Genomic DNA, 16,390 nt, shown 5'->3' with positions numbered 1-16,390 from the left:
AATTTGGGAAGCGGCGGCAGAATTGGTTGCGGACCCCCGCCGCCTGCAAATCCCTCGCCGATAAATGGTATCCGCTGGTCGGGCTTTATCCTCAGGTGATGGGCGTCCCGCTGCGCACGTTGGCGGCCTGATGCATCGCCCCACCGTGTGTCAACGCGGTGGGGTTGAGCATCACTTGTCACAAGTCGCGGCTATGCTGCACGCTGCCGGGACGGCACGAGCAGTCGTCGGTTCTGCCCGCTGCGCGGGGCTGTCGATGGAGATACGTCCAGCGTTGCGACTCGAACCGAGCCGGGGTGGCGTGGATGGAGTTTGGCACCACCATGAGTTCGAAAATCCATTTGGTGAGTTCGTCCGCGCCGCGACGGCGCAGCATGTTGGCAAACCGATCCCACCGGTGGCTCTGGGTGTTGAGCCAACCGATCATCCCCTCGCGTGCGTCGACCGAATCCGTAGGCAGGGCCCAGCTGTCGTGCCAGACGTCGTCCTGACCACGTTCCTCCATCACGACTGCCGGCCCTCCATCGCTCTCGCCGCGCACGAAGCGTACAGCGCCATCGCTGGCGACAGGGAAGGGGTCGGCGATGGCGAGCTCGCCAGCCCCTACAGCGCGATCGCTCAAGAAGATCGGCGTATCCAGATCCTGATCAACCTGCGGCATCAGCGTGCCACGGCGCATGCGCGCGAACAGAGTGTCCGCGCAGCAGTTTCGAAAATAATGATTGGAGCTGGGCATAGTCGATTTCCCTAAATGGCGAGGACGCGCTCTTCACCGCGCTGGCTGGCGGCAGAACGCTGCTGGGTTGCATCGTCATAATCGATGACGGCCGGCTTGGTCGCCTCGAGCATGGCCAATACGGACCATTCGAACGCCGCCAGCCTGGCGTGCTTGAAGACTGTCCCTTCGTGCTCGAGCAAATCTCGGTTGGACAGGTCCAGAAGGACATGGCGAAAGAAAAGCGTGCTGCCGCCGAACAGGTTCGCGATCATCGCCGCCGAGTCGATGCGGTGCATGTCCTCCGCGATACAACGCAGGGTGGCACGCATCAGCTCGAGTTGGTCAGTCTGGTCTTCGCACATGCACATGTCGAGGCGTTCAGCCCAAATGCGTCGCGCACGCTGTCCCATAGTTGCCCGTCGGGCGCCTGCAATACGACATGCGACCGTCCGACTGTCACTGATTGAAAGCCGCTGCCCCACGGACGAACCGGTGCCGCGGCAAGTGGATTCCACATGGATTATTCTCCTGCGTCATGCCGTCGCTCAGAACGGTGCCCAGAAAGCTGAAAAACGGGTTGTGATGACATCCCTTCAACCTCACCCGTTAGCTCCGTGAGTGCGTTGGCCGGCATCAGGCCGCGAGCCTCAGCCAGCGCCAAATGGTTCGTCCTGCACCGCCAATGTCGATGACGAGCCGCTGTCCGGCTGAGCCAAGGCCTTCATCGTCGGTCCATAAATCAGCAATGTCGGCGCGATGGATCGTGCGCACGCGATAAGCTTCGCTTACTGTCCACTCGGCGGGATCTAGCCATTCCCAATAGTCGCCTAGCAGTAAGACCGCGATATCGTTTGCTGGCGTTCGCGCCTCAACATTCCCGAGGCGCGCCATTATGGTTTGCAGAAGCAGGATCTCATTGGCGCGCGCGATGGGAGTGGCGATGCTCGTTGGGATATGGGCATCAAGCAGAAGCAAGGCGGGCATCAATCGGAAACATTGTCGCAAGGTGTAACCGGGACGGAGCGCGGGATCCTCGCGCATGTTTGATGGCCGATCGTAACGCCCGATCAGTTTGACGTCGATTTTGCAGTCCGTCGATGCGAGCGTCGTGCTCGATCTGGGCCGTGCAGCTCCGCTTCAGCCTACTCTGCTAGCCCCAATAGTCCTCCGGGACCTCATAGTCCTGCCTGAAATCTTGACTCCCCGGCGGACCATTAAACCATCCGAAGCCCATAAACTCGTCCAAGCTTGCAATGCAACGGCAGTCAAACGAAAGCTTCGGTAAGCTCGCTGCAAGGCACTCGAAAAGGATGACAGGGAACTCGCCATCGGTATCGAAGGAGAACGAGTATTCTACCTCGGAAGTCCGTGTGAACTGCTGAAAATTCCACACCTCGTCCGAGTAGTAGCTCGGCGATCGTGAAGGATCTTTCGTTCTCGCTGACGGAACGGAGATGGTGCAAGCGCAACCCTCCCAGCCGCTCTGTCCCGAGCGGAAAACCGTCTCGGATGGAGCAATGCACAGCCGCTTAAAGCGGTCTATTTCCAGTGCCGGTCCATAAACCGTCACGCTGTTCCAGACGTCACCCATATTTCCTCTTTCCAATCGCGTCTTGCGGCCATCACGCGGTAATCTGACTCTACGTTCGTCAAGTGGCGCAGGACGCCAACGGGATTAACTGCCCCACATGGCCTTCCATTTCGCTCGTCGTGATCTTGACCCGGCTGGTGGTGCGCTGACCGATGACGTTGGAGAATCAGGCTTCTTCTGACCGGTTGACCAACCACGCGGTTCCCCACCCCCCATTATAGTTGCGCATCCAGACCTCGACGACGGCCTCGCGCCATTCAGCCCCAAGCCGAATGAGGGCGCCACCAATGTCGTCGTACCTCTCCGGCAGCCAATCGGCGCGACCGTTTACGAAGGCGCCGGCGATCCGTTCGGCGTTACTAAAGGCGCCCCCGCCATCGGCCTGGAGCATCGCGTCACTAATCCGGCGGATCTGGCTGATGACATACTCGTTCAAACGCTCGCTCCTCTGACGATCAAGGATTCGCCGGGGATGACCCAAGCTCATTGAACGCATGTCTGCCAAATCAACAAATCAATGTCAAGTGTTCGGCGACATGTGACGCCGATCTACCGCTGTCGGAAAATCGGTGCTGTTGGACCTGAATATCCAGGGCTCTTTTCTGCGGCCCCGACCTCATCCAGCAGCGCCTCGACTGCTATATCCGTCATCAATCTGCGTTCGCGCATCCAAAGCCATGCGGTCGAGACGGCCAGCCCAATGTCGAGGACGAGCCGCTGGCCAGGAAATTGGAGCTCGGCGTCGGCTGACCATAATGATGAGAGGTCCCGCCGGCGTACTAGTCTAATCGCCTGTGGCTGGAATTTGCGCCACTGCTCGGCTGCGACGAGATCTACCAGTTCCCCCAGCGGCACGACCATCAGCAGGTCGGCGGCGCTGACAAGGGATCGTCCCACGATGACGGTCTCCAGCCGCGGCGCTATCGCGCGCAGTATGCTGAGCTCGTTGGCTTGGGCGAGCGCAATGGCGTCGCTGGGAGCGAGGTGAGCATCGAGGAGCATCAGGGTGGCGATCAAGCGGCAGCACTGACGCAGCGTGTAACCGCGACGCAGCAGCGGGTCGCCGTAAAGGCTAGAGGGCCAGTTGTGCCGGCCAAGCTGCTTGATGCGCGAACGCAATCGAGCGCGACGCGCTTCGTCAAGCTCTGGAAGCATCGGTGAGATGTTTTGGTCCGCGGAGGCGGCAAGCGCCACGATTGAAAGATCCTCAAGGTAGAAGGATCCAAGGCGTTGTGGGGTCGAGTCGAGCATCAGGCTGATTAGCCTCTTCGCCGCCTGACGCTAATTAGCGACACTCAGAATGAGATCCATTCCGGCGCCAGCTTTAGGCTGAGCCATCCTTCGCTCGCGGAATGCTCGTCCAACCCAGCAATCCTGACGTCGGCCAGGACGCCGATCTTATCGGTAACGACAGCAAAATGCTTGCGGCGAAGCGCTCCAGTGACGACTGCCGATTGCTGAGTTCGGCAGCGAAAGGAGCACTGGCTGCTTTTAAACTCATGGTACATCCAATGGATGCGACCGTCCTTTATCTGCTCGATGGACATAAGCAGCCTGTTATAACGCCACGCAATGACGGTCAGATGCACGCCGGTAGCTTCGCGAACCCGCCGGACAAAAAGATGATCCGAGCGAAGCACCGGATAACGGTTTCCCCCCATCTGCTGCGCGATCTCTTTCTGGACATCTCTTACATCGACATCGGCCGCACCTAACATCGTCAGGAGCGGCCTCGACAGGTAACTACTCGTCATCACGGCTCCCTAATTGCGATGATTGAAGGAACGACAAGGTCGGAGAATCCTCACAAATGTCCGTACGCCATCGGTCCCTCCAGCCGTTGTGCGTACGTCGCACACTTTACAATGACGGCGGCGAGTGCCCAGACTGTGGAGCAAAAATGCCGTGCTAGTGGATTGACCGGAACGTAAGAGTCCGAACGGGGATTCCCAGCGGTCCGCTGCCATGCGATGTTGGGAGGATGCGCGAAGGCATCAGTTTCACCTTATCAGCCGCCGACCGTCAGCGATTGAACGCGATCGCTGCGGCGCCCCAAAGTCCGCAGAAGCACGTCTGGCGTGCGCGCATCGTTTTGTTGAGTGGTGACGGTCAGGGCACCTCGGCAATCATGACCCAGACCGGCAAGTCGAAGACCTGCGTGTGGCGCTGGCAGGAGCGCTTCATGCACGAAGGCGTCGATGGTCTGCTTCGCGACAAGTCCCGCCCGCCCGGCAAGACGCCGATCCCGCCCGCGCGTGTCGCCGAGATCGTCCGCCTGACGCAAGAACCGCCGCCGCACGAGGCGACCCATTGGACGGTGCGGGCGATGGCGAAGGTGGCTGGCGTGGCCGCATCGACGGTGCAGGCGATCTGGAAGACGCACGGTCTCAGTCCCCACCGCTGGCGCAGCTTCAAGCTGTCGAACGACCCGGCGTTCGCCGAGAAGCTCACCGAGATAGTCGGCCTCTATGTCGATCCGCCGGCTCACGCTGTGGTGCTGTCCTTCGATGAGAAGTCGCAGATCCAGGCGCTTGACCGCACCCAACCCGGTCTGCCGATGAAGAAGGGTCGCGCCGGCACCATGACCCATGACTACAAGCGCCACGGCACGACCACGCTGTTCGCCGCGCTCAATGTGCTGGACGGAACGGTCATTGGCCAGAACATGCAGCGCCATCGCCATCAGGAGTTCATCCGCTTCCTCAATCGCATCGAGCGCGAGGTGCCGGCCGACAAGGCGGTCCACGTGATCCTCGACAACTACGCCGCTCACAAGAAGGACAAGGTCCAGCAATGGCTCGCCCGCCATCCGCGCTGGACCTTCCACTTCACGCCGACCTCGTGCTCATGGCTCAACGCCGTCGAGGGCTTCTTCGCCAAGCTGACCCGGCGCCGGCTCAAGAACGGCGTGTTCCATTCCGTCGTCGATCTCCAGGCCGCCATCAATCGCTTCATCTGCGAATACAACGCCGCAGACCCCAAACCCTTCACCTGGAAGGCCAATCCCGATGACATCATTGCGGCTCGAAACTGAGGGTTCCAAACGTTGGAATCAATCCACTAGGTGTTTAGTCCCGGCATCTGGTGGATCGGGTGGATGATGAACCGTTCTGGCTCTGAAGTCCAGATTTTGGCGATGTATTCGTAGGGTGTGAGGCCGCTGAGGGTCTTCAGACGGCGGGCGAAGTTGTAGGCGGCGATGAAGTCGGCGAGGTGTACCCGCAGCTGGTCATGGCTCTCGTAGTGGAAGCGTTTGACGGTGGCTTCCTTGATGGTGCGGTTCATCCGTTCGACCTGCCCGTTGGTCCATGGGTGGTTCGGCTTGGTCAGACGATGCTCAATGTCGTTCGCCTCGCAGATCATGTCGAAGCGCATCTGGCGCGACCAGGCGGTGTTCCGGTTGCGCGGCTGCTCAGCAAACTGGATGCCGTTGTCGGTGAGGATCGTATGGATGCGGTAGGGTACGGCTTGAGCAGATGCTCAAGGAACTCCCACGCCGTTCGCCTGTCAGCTTTGTCGACCAGTTGCGTCACCGCGAACTTGCTGGTGCGATCAATGCCGACGAACAGGTAGAGCTTGCCTTCGGCGGTTTGCACCTCGGCGATGTCCACGTGAAAGAAGCCGATCGGGTAGCGCTTGAAGCGCTGACGCGTGGGTTTATTGCCCTCGATATCCGGCAGACGGGATATGCCGTGGCGCTGCAGGCAGCGGTGCAGCGCGGAGCGTGTCAGATGCGGGATCGACGGCTGCAATGCGTAGAGGCAGTCGTCGAGCGGTAGCAGTGTGTGACGGCGGAACGCGACCACGGCGGCCTCCTCTGCTTGGGTCAGGGTCGTGGAGTGGGGGGCCTTCGGCCCGGTCTTCAGATCCTCAACCGTCGCTCGCTTACGCCACTTCGCCACCGTCTTCGGGTTGATGCTCAGCTCCCGGCTCAGCGCCGCGAGCGAAGCTTGCGATCGCTGTATTGCTGCTCTGACAGCGTACGTGGTCGTGGCGCTCCCATGACGAACTTGCCCCATAATGCTTCCTTCCATTCCAACGAAAGGATCGCACCATCAAACCGTGGGATCAAACACCTAGATGGGGAAGGCCTGGCGAACCCCGCGATCGCCTACACAAAATTTGCCAAGCAAGAGCGTTGGTGGCTGTGGAAGGCACAGTCTGACGCTCAGCCGCCTTCGCGCTCCAGCTGAATCGACGGCTGGACCCCGAGGAAAGCACCTAAAGCGGACCAACCACTATTCACGCAATATCGGACGTTCGCAGGCCGCACGGTGGATGGCTGCTTTTGGGATCGGCGGGCGACAGGTTGAATAACCGAAACTGAGCGCAAAAAGGCAGTGGGGGTCAAGCCAACCTCTAAAAGGGAACTTCCTCACCTTCGAAGTCGAACAGCTTGCCGCTGTCGCGCACCGATAGTTCGTCTATCATGTCGAGCAACTGCATCGCTGCACGGTCGGCGCTGAACAGTCGACCGGGCTGCACGTTGCCCTGAAAGGGCCGTGACAAAGCGGTATCGACCGTTCCGGGATGCACTGCGACGATGATGGCGCGATCGTTGCGACGCCGCTCCTCGATCGCAATATTGCGAACCAGCATGTTGAGCGCCGCCTTTGAGGCACGGTATCCGTGCCACCCGCCGAGCCGATTGTCGGTGATCGATCCAACGCGGGCGGACAATGCCGCGAATACGACCCGTCCGCTCCGGGGCATGAGCGGTAAGAAATGCTTCGCCACAATAGCCGGACCAATCGCGTTTACTGCGTAGACCTTCGCGAGCCAGCTCGGGTCGAGATCGCGCAGCGCCCTTTCTGGGTCGTTGCTCTCTTCGTGAAGCATACCCGTAGCAACAATCACCAGACTGGGCGCTGGACCAACGCCAACGTGCGCCGCGGCAGCGGCAATGCTGGCTTCATCGAGCAGATCAAGATGCTGCACCCCGCCTCGCGACCGGGCAAAGCCATGAACCACCTCAAATGCGCCTTCCTCGATAAGGGCGGCTTCGAGCGCTGAGCCAATCCCACCCGACGCGCCTATAATGACCGCAGAGGTCTTATCCGCGCTGCCCACGATCAACTGTCGTCTCTGAAAGAATCCATCAAATGTCCTCAATCACAACTGCTCGGCGCCGTTCGTGCGCGCAGCATCAATCTCCGAACCCTGCGTCCACCGAATGAAATCTGGCGGAGATCATCATCCGCCGCATTCGTTATTTCGTGGCCGCCATCATCGTCAGGACTTGCTTGCGAACCAAGATCCAGCTGGGAGCCGTCACCGATACCACGTCGAAGTGGCCTGCGTCAGGCAAGACGATATCAGTCGCGCTGTCGCCGGCTTTCAGAGCCACCCTCCGCCATAGGTAACCGACATAAGGCGGCACCTCTTGGTCATAGTCGCCGGTTATGGAAATTGTCGGTACGCCGAGCGGCAACATCTTTCGAGGCGACGTGTCAGCAAACGGATCCGGTCGCGCTGCGCCGAGCGGACCAACAACCTGATCGATCTTGATGTCGGGACATACTGTCGCCAGCAAATTTGCGTGATATTTGAGGTTGCCGACGCCCGCGAGGGAAACAGCACCCCGAACCGGCAACGCGTTTGCGCGGTAGAACGGGCTGCTTGCCGGGAGCTTTGACCTTGCCGCCGCCCATAACGCCAGATGACCTCCGGCCGAGTGACCGACGACAATCACGCGGCGAAGGTCGAGCTTATACTGGTCCGCGACATCGCGCAGCTTGTCGATGCTGGCTGCGACATCCTCGTACATTCCGGGATAACCGCCGCCGGGCTCGCCGATCCGGCGATATTCGACATTCCATACTGCGACGCCATGCGCGCTCAGATCGGCGGCGTTTTGGCTCAACCCCATGGCTTCGTCGGGGACATTCGCCTGCCAGCATCCGCCATGAATGAGCACAACCACCGGATGCGGCCCCTTGCTCGTGGGCAAATACAGATCGGCGTGCTGGGACGCCGCCGACCCATAGGTCACCCGGGCAACCGGTTTGACCGGCTTGATCGACGCTACATATTGATCGAAGTCTAACGGCTCAGCTACCGCGCAACCGCTGATCGAAAGCGCCAGCGCAGCCGCAACGAGTCTCAACATGGCCCTTGTTCCCCCAGTCGCACGGATCCCGTTTTACGTCGGCTTTTGAGTGTGAGCAACGGCAACGCGAACGGCGGCTATTGGGCGCAATGCTACCGCCGTTATCAGCCCACAAGCTGTAAAGCTTGGCACAGGCCGGGCGGTTCTGCTTAAATCGTGTGGAACATGGGGCTGCGACAAGCGTGATGAACAAACTGAGGATCGCCGCATCGGGGGCGTTGTTGTGGAGTATCGCAGCAGACGCAGAAGTCGTCCGCCTCGAGATACGCTCGCAGCACGACTGGGCGCCAGGGTATGTGTCACAGGCAGGTGCCTATGAGAGCATCGCCGGAACGGTCTGGTACGAAATTGACCCCAACGCGCCTGATGCGAGGGATATCACCGACATCCGCCTCGCGCCGCGAAATGCTCGCGGGAAGGTAGAATATCATGGTCCTTTCCTCGTCCTGCGTCCCAAAGACACCACGAGGGCGAATGGAACAACGCTGTTCGAAGTGGCCAATCGGGGGACCGATCAGAGCAATCGTATCCTCTTCCAAGTGAGCGGCTTCCGACTGACAAACCCTGATGCGGCAAAGGACGTCGCGCACGCGCCACTGTTTGACCGTGGCTACACCTTCGCGTGGGCAGGCTGGCAGTCCGATCTTGACGAGAAGGCGTTTGGGCTGACCGTACCGCGTGCAGTGGTGAATGGCACTGTACGGTCCGCTGAGTTTTTGGGCGTTGAGGGTAGCCCGCGAGACAGCGGCTCAGCGCGCGTCGGGGGTTCTTGCGCGGCGGATGCATCTGAGTCGACCGCGGTACTCCGTATCCATCACCGCTTCGACGATCCCGGCGTCGTAGTGCCACGCGCTAGGTGGCACTTTGCGAGCCGCGACAAGGACGGAAAATCACAAGTCGATCCATGCGCCTTCTTGTTGAACACGCCGGTGGAGGGCTCGGCGTTGGTGACGATCACTTATCGTGGTGATCAGCCACAGGTCGCGGGCCTTGGCCTTGCCGCAGTCCGCGACGTCGCGTCTTATCTGCGTACCCACGACTTGGCGGGACGCGTCCCAGCGCGGACGGTCATTGGATATGGATATTCGCAAAGCGGGCGATTCCTGCGCGATTTCCTTTATCGGGGCTTTAATCGCAGCTCCGATGGCAAGCGCGCCTTCGACGGTGTGCTTGATACTGCCTCAGGTGCCGGGCGCGGCTCGTTCGATCACCGATATGCCAGCCCTGGTGAAGCAGGCAATTCGGTAGGGTCGGCCCTGCGGACATCGTGCCCCAATGCCGTGAGTTCGCGGCCCCAGTGGTGCGCCGAGCTACAAGCCTCCACGCCGACCAGACACGCCGGTAGCGACGTGAAGAACGATAAAAGATCACGCCGCCGAACTTCCTTTGCAAGGATTACCCGGCCCTGCACATCGACGGCGTGGATGAAGAACACATGCTTGGCCAGATCGAGGCCAACCGTGGTGACAGACGACAAATCGATGGGTAACTTACTCATGGACGGTGCTCCTGTGCGAGATCGCTTTGACAACGATCACAGCTTCGCAGCGGGTTCTCCCGAATCAACTGCCAATCAGAGCGCCGTCCACACCATCAGTCTAACGCGAACCCGTCTCCACAAGATGGAGGTCAGTCTTTGATGAAAGCGGGTCAGGCGGCGAGTTGCTGCCACTCAGCCAGGGCGGCTGAGCGGCGTTCCTTGAAGGTTTGACGGTCGACTAAGTGGCGTTCGAGATTGAAGTGATTGCTGACATTGGCGTGGACCGAGGCGAATTTCTGTAGCGTCTTCATTCGTCGGAACCGCAGCATTGCCCGCTCCCGCCTTCGGAATGGCAAGTGGCTGTTCTCGACCCGATTGTTGGCGTGGCGACCAACCTCCTGCTTCTGCTCGTTGCCTAGATCGGTCATCGCCGCACGGTAGGATTTGAGCCCGTCGGTGACGATGGCGGCAGGCGCACCGTGGCGCTTCAGTGCCTTCTTCATGAAGGCCAGGGCCGCTGATTTATCACGCGTCCTGGTAACGTAGCTTTCGAGGATCTCCCCCTCGTGATCGACGGCGCGCCACAGGTAAACCATCTCGCCGTTCAGCTTCACGTACATCTCGTCAAGATGCCATTTCCAGTGGCGAAAGCCGCGCATTGCGCTCACCCGCTTCCGCCGAATCTCGCCTGCGAACATCGGGCCAAAGCGATTCCACCACAGGCGTACCGTCTCGTGGCAAAGGTCGTAACCGCGCTCGAAGAGTAGGTCCTCAACGTTCCGCAACGATAGGGGAAACCGAATGTACAGCATAACCACTTCCCGGATCAGCTCGGGTGCCGAGTGGAAATACCGAAATGGACTGGCGGGCTTCGCTCTCGATTTGCGGCTCATCCCAGCCTGCTATCAGCACCCCGCCGCGGCTGCCACATCCCTCTGACAATGCCGGCGGGGCCTATGCGATCGCCAACATCCGCGGCGGCGGCGAATATGGCGAGCGGTGGCACCAGCAGGGAATGCTGACCAAGAAACAGAACGTGTTCGACGATTTCGCGGCGGCGGCGTTATGGCTCAAGACCAACCGCCTCACATCGACGGAGAAGCTGGCGATCATGGGCGGATCGAACGGCGGATTGCTGATGGGCGCAACGCTGACCCAGCATCCAAACATCGCCAAGGCGGTGGTCAGCCAGGTCGGCATTTACGACATGCTGCGTGTCGAGCTCGATCCTAACGGATCTTTCAACGTGACCGAGTTCGGTACGGTCAAGGACTCGGCCCAATTCCGCGCGCTTTACGCCTATTCGCCGCTGCATCACGTCCGCAGCGGCGTACAATATCCGGCGGTTTTCATGTCAACCGGCGACAATGACGGACGCGTCAATCCGTTACATTCGCGCAAGTTCACAGCCGCGCTGGTTGCATCGGGCAGCAATGCGCCGGTTTATCTGCGCACCTCCGCCAAGTCGGGCCACGGCCAAGGCAGCTCGCTTGACGAAAATATCGCGCTGGAAGCGGACGTCGGAGCCTTTTTGTTCGATCAACTGGGGTTGAATTGGCCGCCATCTAAATAGGCGTCGTTGGCAGCTACGCGCCCAATACAGGTCGTTCAATGGGCGACTTGCAAATTGCAAGAGCTGTCGTTCAGCCGCCCGATGAGGGCCAGAGAGGCTCTGCGGGATCGCCCAACAAGTTTTGTTGCGGAGCACGTCCAAAGAGCGCGACATCCGCGCTACCTAACTGATTGTCCCCCCTCCTTGGACCACTGCCAATCGTTGAACCGCTTCTCCATTAAATCGTTTTTGCAAAATTACACAGAGGAGGTTGCGATGCCCCGTGGAGACAAGTCCGCATACACCCACAAGCAAAAGCGCCAAGCTGAGCATATCGAAGAAGGGTATGAGGCACGGGGCGTATCCAAGGAGCAGGCCGAGAGCCGGGCCTGGGCAACTGTCAACAAGGATTCCGGCGGCGGAAAAAAATCAGGTTCCGGGCGCGGCCAACGTGTGGAGCACAAGGCGTCCAAGCCAGGCGGTCGAGCACATAAGAAGGGTTCGCCCGAGGCGCGCAGCGCAGCAGCGCGAAAAGGCTGGGACACACGCCGGCGGAACAACACAAACTGACACATGAGGTGGTGGGCGTGGGGCGGAACACCACGCCCACCACGGCTACATTGCCGACAGCATCTCGATATGATGCTGCACGACCGGTACAATTTTGCCCGCCACCCGGCGGAGCGGTGCCGCCCGTCCGGCCTGCGCATATCCCTGCTGAAGCTTCAGCGCGTCTTGATGTGCCGCCTGCTGTTGTTGAACGTACAGGTGGTCGCGCGCTTCACCCCGTGCATTCCGCAGCGCGACGAGATTGCGAGCTTGCATCGCGTTCAGGCGCGGAGGCTTAACCGCTAAATGCGAAGCGCGGGCCGCGGTTTTAACCTCGGCCGTGCTTTGTGCGTGGTCACGCACCATCATGTCAGCGAAAGACTTGATCTTTGGGTTGCGTGAATTCGCCATCACCATGCCAGACTGGCGCTCAAAGAGATCGCTGGCACCAGCTTTCATAAGGTAGGTCGAAGAAGGCACCGCCTGTGCCAACGCAGCAGCCGGTAGCGCTGCGAGAATACCGATTAACATATAGCTTTTCATAACAATCTCCGTGCTGACAATCGCCCTTCAATTACGAATGGTACGGTTGTCCGTTCCAGAAATCGCTTTGTTCACGGCACTTGAAGCAGGATTAGCGGTTGCTCAGTTCGTTGCAGGCGGGCGGGGTTGGAGTACGCATAGTGCCCAGCCGTTCTTAAGGGACACATTGGCCGGCCAATTGGCCGTTGACGCTGCTTTGGTCTGCCTTGCGCCCAATGTCGGCCGTTCGGCACGATTTTTGCTATTCCCAAAAGCGGTCATCGGCCAGCGAACGAGCACTTTTGGTGGTTAGCGCAAGTCTAAGACGCCCTGTCAGTCGCACAGTCCCAAGGCGCGGGCGCGGAGCACCGCCTGCACCCGGCTGTGCGCGCCGAGAGCGCCGAACAATTCGGTCGTGTGCGCGCACGGTACGTTCGGCGATGCAAAGGCGGCGACGAATTTCCCTGTTGCCATGTCCTTCGCACAGCAAAGCAAGCACCTGGCGCTGGCGCTCGGTGAGCATAGGTGCGTCGCCATCGCCCGCGTCCCAGCCTTCGCCCCAAGGGTGGTTGTTGGGCAACTGGAGGAAAGCGATAGCGTTGCAACACGCCCCGCTGGAGAAGCTCCAGCGGGGCGCTCTATCGTTACAAGCCGAAGGCGATACCGACACGTCCACCTGTTGAGCCCTTGCGTGTCGATCCGGCAACGCCCGCGTTAATGTAGACTTTGGGCGATAATCGCCCGACGAAACCACCCGAGAACCCTTGTTCACCGCGATAGGTGGCGAGGTTGAAGTTGATCGAGATGTTGCTGTCGGGCACGGCCATCATCCCACCCATCGCCATAGCAGCGGCAATGCCTGCGTTTGCCTGATGCAGCCCTGTGCTGAGCGCGGTAATCTGCCGCCCCTGTGCGGCAACGGTATCGTCGATCGCGGCCTGGCTGACCTGCAGGCTCTCAACCGCGGCATTCGTCTGCATCGCGACGAGTGAAGCCCCGGACTGTCCGCCCTTGCCCAGAGTGCCGTTGGCATCGACCGTGACGTAAAATTCGGTCCCGGTCTGCGCTGCATCGGATGCCGCGATGTCGCCGATAGCGACTGATGTGCCCGCTCCACCAAGCTTGACTTGATTGGCCTTGGTTGTCGCGGCATTAGCACCCAGCGCAGTCGAGCCCGCAAAGCTGGCCGTAGCCATATAACCGATCGCCGAGGTGCTAATGCCCGATGCCGTGCTCTTCCCGCCAATAGCAGTCGTCTGCGCGTTGGTCGCGACGGCGGCGGCACCGATCGACGTTGCGAATGCCCCCGTCGCCTGGCTGAGATAGCCAATCGAGGTCGAGACCGTCCCCGTTGCTTGTGCCGATGAGCCAAGCCCGAGATTGCCAATGCCATTGGCCACCGCACCATTGCCCAGCGCGACCGATGCCGAACCCGATGCGGTCGACGAACTGCCCAAGGCCAGCGCGTTCGATGCCGTCGCATTGCTCGAAAACCCCATCGCCACCGCGCCAAAGCCGATCGCGTTATCTGCATCACCAATCGCCACCGCACCTTGACCATTCGCGGTTGATCGGTTGCCGATCGCCGTCGCACCGATCCCGCCGGTGGCAACATTGGTCGTGCCGATGGCGACGGCATTGGCGTTCGAAGCAAGCGCGTCGGTGCCAATTGCGATGGCATCGGCAGCATTGGCGCTTGCTCCATTCAGGTCTTGATCCGCGCCATCACCACCGACAGCAATACTGCGGAGGCCTGTCGCCTGTGCACTGTAGCCAATCGCCGATGCCTGATCTCCCGTAGCATTGGCAAAACGACCCACAGCCGCGCCATAAAGGCCTGTCGCAGACGCTGAGCCGCCGACTGCAACGCCCTGGTTCGTCGAAGTAGCGCCAAATCCAATTGCGGTACTTGCAGTGCCCGACGCGTTCGCTTGTTGACCAAATGCAGCGGTCAAGAAACCCGTAGAGGAGGAATCCGCGCCGATCGCGATGCCGCCGTTGGTCACGATCGCGCCGCTGGAATCTGCATCCGCACCGTCGCCACCGATGGCGATACCACCCGCGCCCGCGGCAGATGACGATCGACCGACAGCGATTGACTGAGCGCCTGAAGCCGTGGCGTAGCCCCCTAGGGCCAGAGCGTCTGTGCTGCTCGCAATTGCATTTTGCCCTATCGCAGTGCTGATATTGCCGGTCGCTGCCGAGAATCCACCAGCACTTACAGCTCCAACGCCCGCCGCATTTGAAAAATTGCCCAAGCTTACGCCGTATGTGCCAGTGCTGCGCGCATCGACGCCGATCGCAACGGACTGCGCGCCACCTGCAACAGCGCCGTTTGTATCAATATTGTTTCCAGCATCGGTTCCATCCGTTCCGATCGCGATGCCCCCGGCACCGCTCGCGACGGACTGAGCGCCAAAGGCAACGCCGCCTAACCCCGCTGCAACAGCGCTGGACCCGAAAGCCAGGCTCGTCGAGCCTGTGGCCTGAGCGGCAACGCCGATGGCAATTGCTGCGCCACCCGTCGCTGTGGTTGCGGTTCCACCGGATCCTCCCCCTACTGCGCCGGACGAAGCGCCAATGGCGATATTGCCATTCGAAATACCGCTGGCGGGTGCTGTCGTTGCTTCAGTGCCGATGGCGATGCTGCCTTGGCCTCCACCTAATGCGCGATATCCCAGCCCAATCGCGTTCGCGAAATTGGCTTGGGCTTCGCTGCCGATAGCCGTTGTCTGGATCGCCTGCGCAAACGCGTCAGTGCCGACTGCCGTCGATTCCGCGCCGACGCTGGCCCGCGCATTGTTGCCAAGCGCCGTCGAGTCCGCAAAAGCTGCCGTCGCGCCGCCGCCCAAAGCCGTTGAGTAACTTCCAGATGCAATTGCCCGCGCGCCGAGCGCTGTTGATCGGTTGTTGCCCGAAGCAAGCGCATCGTTGCCAATCGCTACGGCCTCTGCAGCGGTTGCCCGCGCGCCGACCGCGTCGGCATCTGGGCCATCGCCGCCAATCGCGATAGCCATCGCAGCAGTCGCTGTGGCGGCATTCCCGATTACGGTCGTATCTCCTGCTTGCGCGCTCGCGGACGTCCCGACGACCGTCGAGCGCAAAGCTGAAATTGCTGAATTGCCGATGGCGATCCCAGCTGTTCCGGAAGAATTTGCGCCCACGCCAAGAGCGATCGTCGAATCTCCCGTTGCCACGGCAAAATAGCCGAGCGCAGTGGTCGAACTTCCGGCGGCGTTGGCGGAGCTGCCGACTGCCGTTGAGCCCCCCGTCAGTGCATGGGCACCCATGCCAAAGGCGGACGTATTCACCCCGTTTGATGCAGCGTTTTGACCGACAGCGATGCCACCTGCGCTGCCCGCTGTCGCATTGACGCCGAGAACGATCGCTCCCGTCGAAAACGTCTGTGCGCCATTACCGATCGAAATCGCGAAATCACCCTGCGCCAAAGTCGGCTCGTTACCCATCAATGTACTGTTATGATCGTCAGGCGCGCCCCCGATCGCCACCGCGAAATCGCCTTGCGCCCGGGCATTTGTGCCTAGCGCGGTCGAAAAATGAAAAGTTGATGTACGATAGCCAACGGAAGTTCCGCCGTTACCATTTGCGGAGCTACCAAAGCCCAAGAGGGTGAGCGCGGTGATGGTTTCTCCGTCGGGGATATAACCTCCAGCGCAAATCAGCACGCCGCTTGCATCGCCACAAGTATCGGCATCCGCCATTGCACCCGATGACAATCCTATCGCCATCGCGGCGACACCGCACATCAGCACGTTGTGGAACGACTTACGCATCACGGACCTCCTCTGTGCCATCGCGGCACGCTAATTGTCTCAGCAGGCGCGGCTTTTTGCGCCGCAACACTGTTC

17 protein-coding genes and 1 pseudogene are annotated in these 16,390 nt (G+C 60.4%); 4 read left to right on the top strand and 14 right to left on the bottom strand.

Annotated elements, in window-relative coordinates; all coding sequences use genetic code 11:
• Window positions 1-178 precede the first annotated feature (178 nt).
• From ACM9ME_RS14490 to ACM9ME_RS14460, 7 genes are all read right to left on the bottom strand, one after another.
• Entirely contained in the window at window positions 179-736 is a 558-nt protein-coding gene (locus tag ACM9ME_RS14490; RefSeq protein ID WP_415644172.1) for a hypothetical protein, read from the bottom strand.
• A gap of 11 nt (window positions 737-747) precedes the next feature.
• Window positions 748-1,080 carry a hypothetical protein gene (locus ACM9ME_RS14485; protein ID WP_415644171.1) on the bottom strand — a complete coding sequence of 111 codons (333 nt, stop codon included), beginning with the start codon at window positions 1,078-1,080 and terminating at the stop codon, window positions 748-750.
• Window positions 1,081-1,351: 271 nt separating this feature from the next.
• Window positions 1,352-1,702: a hypothetical protein gene (locus ACM9ME_RS14480; protein WP_415644170.1), complete on the bottom strand. Its 351-nt coding sequence runs from the start codon at window positions 1,700-1,702 to the stop codon at window positions 1,352-1,354.
• Window positions 1,703-1,868: 166 nt separating this feature from the next.
• Complete coding sequence (locus ACM9ME_RS14475; protein WP_415644169.1) at window positions 1,869-2,309, bottom strand: hypothetical protein; 441 nt, start codon at window positions 2,307-2,309, stop codon at window positions 1,869-1,871.
• A gap of 166 nt (window positions 2,310-2,475) precedes the next feature.
• Window positions 2,476-2,745: a hypothetical protein gene (locus ACM9ME_RS14470; RefSeq protein ID WP_415644168.1), complete on the bottom strand. Its 270-nt coding sequence runs from the start codon at window positions 2,743-2,745 to the stop codon at window positions 2,476-2,478.
• A 113-nt stretch (window positions 2,746-2,858) separates the two neighbouring features.
• Entirely contained in the window at window positions 2,859-3,560 is a 702-nt protein-coding gene (locus ACM9ME_RS14465) for a hypothetical protein (RefSeq protein WP_415644167.1), read from the bottom strand.
• A 44-nt stretch (window positions 3,561-3,604) separates the two neighbouring features.
• Complete coding sequence (locus tag ACM9ME_RS14460) at window positions 3,605-4,063, bottom strand: hypothetical protein (protein WP_415644166.1); 459 nt, start codon at window positions 4,061-4,063, stop codon at window positions 3,605-3,607.
• A gap of 227 nt (window positions 4,064-4,290) precedes the next feature.
• Here ACM9ME_RS14460 and ACM9ME_RS14455 point away from each other — a divergent pair, with 227 nt between their 5' ends.
• Complete coding sequence (locus ACM9ME_RS14455) at window positions 4,291-5,343, top strand: IS630 family transposase (protein ID WP_415644165.1); 1,053 nt, start codon at window positions 4,291-4,293, stop codon at window positions 5,341-5,343.
• A gap of 26 nt (window positions 5,344-5,369) precedes the next feature.
• Here ACM9ME_RS14455 and ACM9ME_RS14450 read toward each other — a convergent pair.
• The 3 genes and pseudogenes from ACM9ME_RS14450 to ACM9ME_RS14440 all read right to left on the bottom strand — a co-directional run bounded on the left by ACM9ME_RS14450 (window position 5,370) and on the right by ACM9ME_RS14440 (window position 8,418).
• Window positions 5,370-6,328: pseudogene (locus tag ACM9ME_RS14450) on the bottom strand (IS481 family transposase).
• Window positions 6,329-6,668: 340 nt separating this feature from the next.
• On the bottom strand, window positions 6,669-7,382 hold the full coding sequence (locus ACM9ME_RS14445) for an SDR family NAD(P)-dependent oxidoreductase (protein WP_415644175.1): 714 nt from the start codon (window positions 7,380-7,382) through the stop codon (window positions 6,669-6,671).
• Window positions 7,383-7,518: 136 nt separating this feature from the next.
• Entirely contained in the window at window positions 7,519-8,418 is a 900-nt protein-coding gene (locus tag ACM9ME_RS14440; RefSeq protein ID WP_415644164.1) for an alpha/beta hydrolase, read from the bottom strand.
• Window positions 8,419-8,603: 185 nt separating this feature from the next.
• On the opposite strand from ACM9ME_RS14440, the gene ACM9ME_RS14435 reads away from it, so the two are divergent.
• Complete coding sequence (locus tag ACM9ME_RS14435; protein WP_415644174.1) at window positions 8,604-10,058, top strand: alpha/beta hydrolase domain-containing protein; 1,455 nt, start codon at window positions 8,604-8,606, stop codon at window positions 10,056-10,058.
• A gap of 10 nt (window positions 10,059-10,068) precedes the next feature.
• On the opposite strand, the gene ACM9ME_RS14430 is transcribed toward ACM9ME_RS14435, so the two are convergent.
• Complete coding sequence (locus tag ACM9ME_RS14430; protein ID WP_415644163.1) at window positions 10,069-10,791, bottom strand: IS6 family transposase; 723 nt, start codon at window positions 10,789-10,791, stop codon at window positions 10,069-10,071.
• Between ACM9ME_RS14430 and ACM9ME_RS14425 the strand changes: the two genes are divergently transcribed.
• Window positions 10,755-11,471 (top strand): prolyl oligopeptidase family serine peptidase, encoded by a 717-nt coding sequence (locus tag ACM9ME_RS14425; RefSeq protein WP_415644162.1) that lies wholly within the window; start codon window positions 10,755-10,757, stop codon window positions 11,469-11,471. The two genes, ACM9ME_RS14430 and ACM9ME_RS14425, sit on opposite strands and share 37 nt — an antisense overlap.
• Before the next feature lie 255 nt (window positions 11,472-11,726).
• Complete coding sequence (locus ACM9ME_RS14420) at window positions 11,727-12,020, top strand: plasmid stabilization protein (protein ID WP_415644173.1); 294 nt, start codon at window positions 11,727-11,729, stop codon at window positions 12,018-12,020.
• A gap of 45 nt (window positions 12,021-12,065) precedes the next feature.
• Here ACM9ME_RS14420 and ACM9ME_RS14415 read toward each other — a convergent pair whose 3' ends face one another.
• The 3 genes from ACM9ME_RS14415 to ACM9ME_RS14405 all read right to left on the bottom strand — a co-directional run bounded on the left by ACM9ME_RS14415 (window position 12,066) and on the right by ACM9ME_RS14405 (window position 16,315).
• Window positions 12,066-12,542 carry a DUF4142 domain-containing protein gene (locus ACM9ME_RS14415; protein WP_415644161.1) on the bottom strand — a complete coding sequence of 159 codons (477 nt, stop codon included), beginning with the start codon at window positions 12,540-12,542 and terminating at the stop codon, window positions 12,066-12,068.
• Between the two features lie 241 nt (window positions 12,543-12,783).
• Window positions 12,784-13,044 (bottom strand): response regulator transcription factor, encoded by a 261-nt coding sequence (locus ACM9ME_RS14410; RefSeq protein WP_415644160.1) that lies wholly within the window; start codon window positions 13,042-13,044, stop codon window positions 12,784-12,786.
• Window positions 13,045-13,165: 121 nt separating this feature from the next.
• A complete protein-coding gene (locus tag ACM9ME_RS14405; RefSeq protein WP_415644159.1) occupies window positions 13,166-16,315 on the bottom strand; it encodes a beta strand repeat-containing protein in 3,150 nt (1,049 codons plus the stop codon).
• Window positions 16,316-16,390: the final 75 nt, after the last annotated feature.

It is taken from the genome of Sphingomonas antarctica (assembly GCF_965137005.1).
GTDB classification, from domain to species: domain Bacteria; phylum Pseudomonadota; class Alphaproteobacteria; order Sphingomonadales; family Sphingomonadaceae; genus Sphingomonas_O; species Sphingomonas_O antarctica.
The sequence above is the reverse complement of the archived record's forward strand: the minus strand, read 5'-3'. Positions and strand labels throughout refer to the sequence as shown.